Origin of the sequence: uncultured Brachyspira sp., assembly GCF_934747485.1 — a bacterium.
Lineage (GTDB): Bacteria > Spirochaetota > Brachyspiria > Brachyspirales > Brachyspiraceae > Brachyspira.
Genome location: NZ_CAKVGN010000117.1, coordinates 1 through 3,284, shown reverse-complemented (window position 1 = coordinate 3,284; position 3,284 = coordinate 1). Strand labels below are relative to the sequence as shown.

Here is a 3,284-nt window from a genome sequence, read left to right as displayed (position 1 = left end):
AAGTTGAAAAACAGTTGGAAATTATATATAATTTAGCAAGAAAGGAGCTTTTTTAGTTATCTAGGACAGCCCCTTTTCTTTTACAATTCCGAAAGAGCCTGCATTAAACATAAAATATAAATTTTTTAAAGACTGTAGACTGTAGACTGTAGACTGTAGACTGTAGACTGTAGACTGTAGACTGTAGACTGTCTAGTAGTTGTTAATAAATTCCTATATTGCATCATACAGTTAACATATCATATTTTAATAATTTTGTCAAGAAGTTTTTATATAGTTTAATTGAATTTTATTTATAGTTTTTCTATTTCTTCTATTGTTAGTACCGTTAATTTACTAATTAAATTAATATCCATATTTTCTTTTTTCATTCCTTGAGCAATCGGACACTATATTTTTAGCTATATAATAAAATAATCAAATATTTACAGCATAAGAAAGTACGCCATTAACTATCTCTTCTCTCACCTTTCCGCTTTCAACTAACTTTTTTAATAATTCATTTACCCTTTTCTCATCTTCATTACAACTAATCGCTATCATATGAGCAGTATCAGGTTGCCTCATTAAAAAATTTACTATATCTTCTTCAGTAATTTTTTTTGTGTTTCCTTTTACTTTATCGGACACACTCGGAACATCTATTTCAATGCTGCAATTTGCTTCAAAATATTTTTTAGCATGCTCCATCTCTTCATCGCTTAATGCCTTAGCTTTTTCATTAGCTGTTCTTCTCGTAGCTGTAACAAGCTGAACTCTATCAGGTTTTATTTTATTTACTATTTTTATTATATCATCAAGCTCTTCTTCACCGTCATTGATTCCTTTGAGTAAAAATACCTCAAGCCAATACTCACCCTCAAAAACTCTTCTAAACTCTATAAGACCATTTACCATTTTATCAAAATCAATTTCTTTGTTTGGCTGATCTATTAATTTAAAAGTATCCATATTACCCGCATCAAGAGAAGGAATAATCAAATCTGCCATAAGCAAATTAGAACGCATCTCTTGTTTATAAAGCAAAGAACCATTTGTTATGATGCATACAGGAATATCAGTTATCTGTTTGATTTCATAAATTAACTTTTTTAAATCTTTATATAATGTAGGCTCACCAGAACCTGCAAATGTTATATAGTCAATGTTTTTATTATTAAGCAAAGCCTCTTTTAACTCATATATTATTTCATCAACAGAGTAATAATTAGCAAGATTAGTTTTAGTATTTTCTTCAGAACCCAACTGACAATATATACAATTATAAGAGCAAGTTTTATGAGGTATAACATCTATTCCCAAAGAATTGCCAAGCCTTTTTGATACCACTGGTCCGAATACTCTTTTTGTTTTTAATTTTGATTTAGTTTTATTTTGATTAAGTAAAAGAGGCTCTTTAGTTTCTTTTTTGGCGTTGTCGTATCTCTCTTCATTTGCCTTATAGAATGCATTTGTTACTCTATCGAGAAGCTCACCGTCTAAACTAAATACCGATAATGCAAATATTTCAGGCTCTTCATAATGGGTATCTTTATTGTTTTTATACTCTTTTTTTATAGTCTTTTCTATAGCTTTTACTTTTTCTTTTATCTCATCTTCTTCAAGCATATCAGTTTTATTTAATACTATTATAGACTTTTTCTTTATCAACTCTTTACTATATTGTTTTAATTCGTTTCTAAGTTTTTTATAAGTATCAACAATATCTTCATCGGTCAAATCTATCACAAAACATAAAGCCCCTGTTCTCTCAATATGTCTTAAAAAAGTAAGTCCAAGTCCAGCCCCTTCGCTAGCTCCTTCTATGATACCCGGAATATCCGCAATAACAAAACTTCTTTCATAGTCCAAATAACATACGCCTAAATTCGGTGTAAGCGTTGTAAAAGGATATGATGCTATTTTTGGGTTAGCACGAGTGAGTCTTGCAAGTAAGCTTGATTTACCAGCATTGGGCATACCAACAAGACCAATATCAGCAATGAGTTTTACTTCTAATCTTATATTAAGTTTTTCGCCGTCTAAACCATGCTGAGCATAGTCTGGTGCTTGATTTGTAGCAGTGGCATAAAACTTATTTCCTTTGCCTCCTTTACCGCCTCTTGCAACAGTAAAACTCTGACCATCTTCAAGCAAGTCAGCTAATATATTATTTGTATCATCATCATAAACAACTGTGCCTATAGGAACTCTTATAACAACATCATCGCCCTTTTTTCCATCACTTAGTCTTGCTCTTCCGGGTTCACCGTCTCTTGCTCTAAATCTTTTTCTGCTTTTTATCTTTCCGAAACTGTTTATCCTCGCATCAACTCTCACTATTACATCTCCGCCTTCTCCGCCGTTTCCTCCGTCAGGACCTCCCATAGGTACATGTGCTTCGCGTCTGAAACTCACACAGCCTGCCCCTCCATGTCCTGCCTCTATTTCAAAATTTACTACATCTATAAATTGTTCCATTGTTATATTACCTATTCTTTTTATACTATTTTTGATTAAGAAATTATTATATTATAAAATAACTTTTTATCAATCTAAAAAAAGATACATTATTGCAAGTATTGAATTTTTTATTATTATGTATATAATAAATTATACATATATAGGGTATATTAAAAATGAACAATACATTATCATTAATCATATTATTAATAGCAGTTTTTATAATAATAACTTTTGTAAAGAAAATAATATTTATTATTATGAGTAAAGGCAAATACAAAAACATAAAACTTAATGAAGCTATAGAATTATATAAAAATAATAAAAATATAGGTTTAATAGATGTAAGAAGTTATCAAGAAGTGCAATATAGCGGATACATAAAAAATAGCATAAACATAGCTTTAGATGACAGCAATTTTAATAACAAAATGTCTAAATTAGATAAAGACAAAGAATATATAGTTTACTGTGCAAGCGGCTCTAGGTCTTCTATGGCTTGTATGCGTATGTATAAATTAGGTTTTAAAAATATATATAATCTTACGTATGCTGGATATTTTGCACTTAATAACGCTTTAAAAAAATAGTTTTCTATTCTTTTTTATTTTAACTATTTTATTTTGTAATAAAAATATTGATAATTAATAAATAATTTTATAATAAAAAAATAAAAAATAATGTTTAAATAATTAAAATTCATTTCTTTGCAAATTATAATTATATTATATTAATAAATTTTTTAAAAATATATAAAATTCTAAAATTGTTTAGGAGCCATAGATATTGCACGTTTTTTAGTTAAAATAAAGTAGGTATTCCTTATAATATAAATAGCTAAA

At 28.5% G+C, this 3,284-nt stretch carries 2 protein-coding genes; one reads left to right on the top strand and one right to left on the bottom strand.

Annotated features, from left to right (window positions below):
- Positions 1-417 precede the first annotated feature (417 nt).
- On the bottom strand, positions 418-2,460 hold the full coding sequence (gene obgE, locus Q0H31_RS12990) for a GTPase ObgE (protein ID WP_295298862.1): 2,043 nt from the start codon (positions 2,458-2,460) through the stop codon (positions 418-420).
- A 158-nt stretch (positions 2,461-2,618) separates the two neighbouring features.
- Here obgE and Q0H31_RS12985 point away from each other — a divergent pair, with 158 nt between their 5' ends.
- Positions 2,619-3,032 carry a rhodanese-like domain-containing protein gene (locus Q0H31_RS12985; protein ID WP_295298860.1) on the top strand — a complete coding sequence of 138 codons (414 nt, stop codon included), beginning with the start codon at positions 2,619-2,621 and terminating at the stop codon, positions 3,030-3,032.
- Positions 3,033-3,284: the final 252 nt, after the last annotated feature.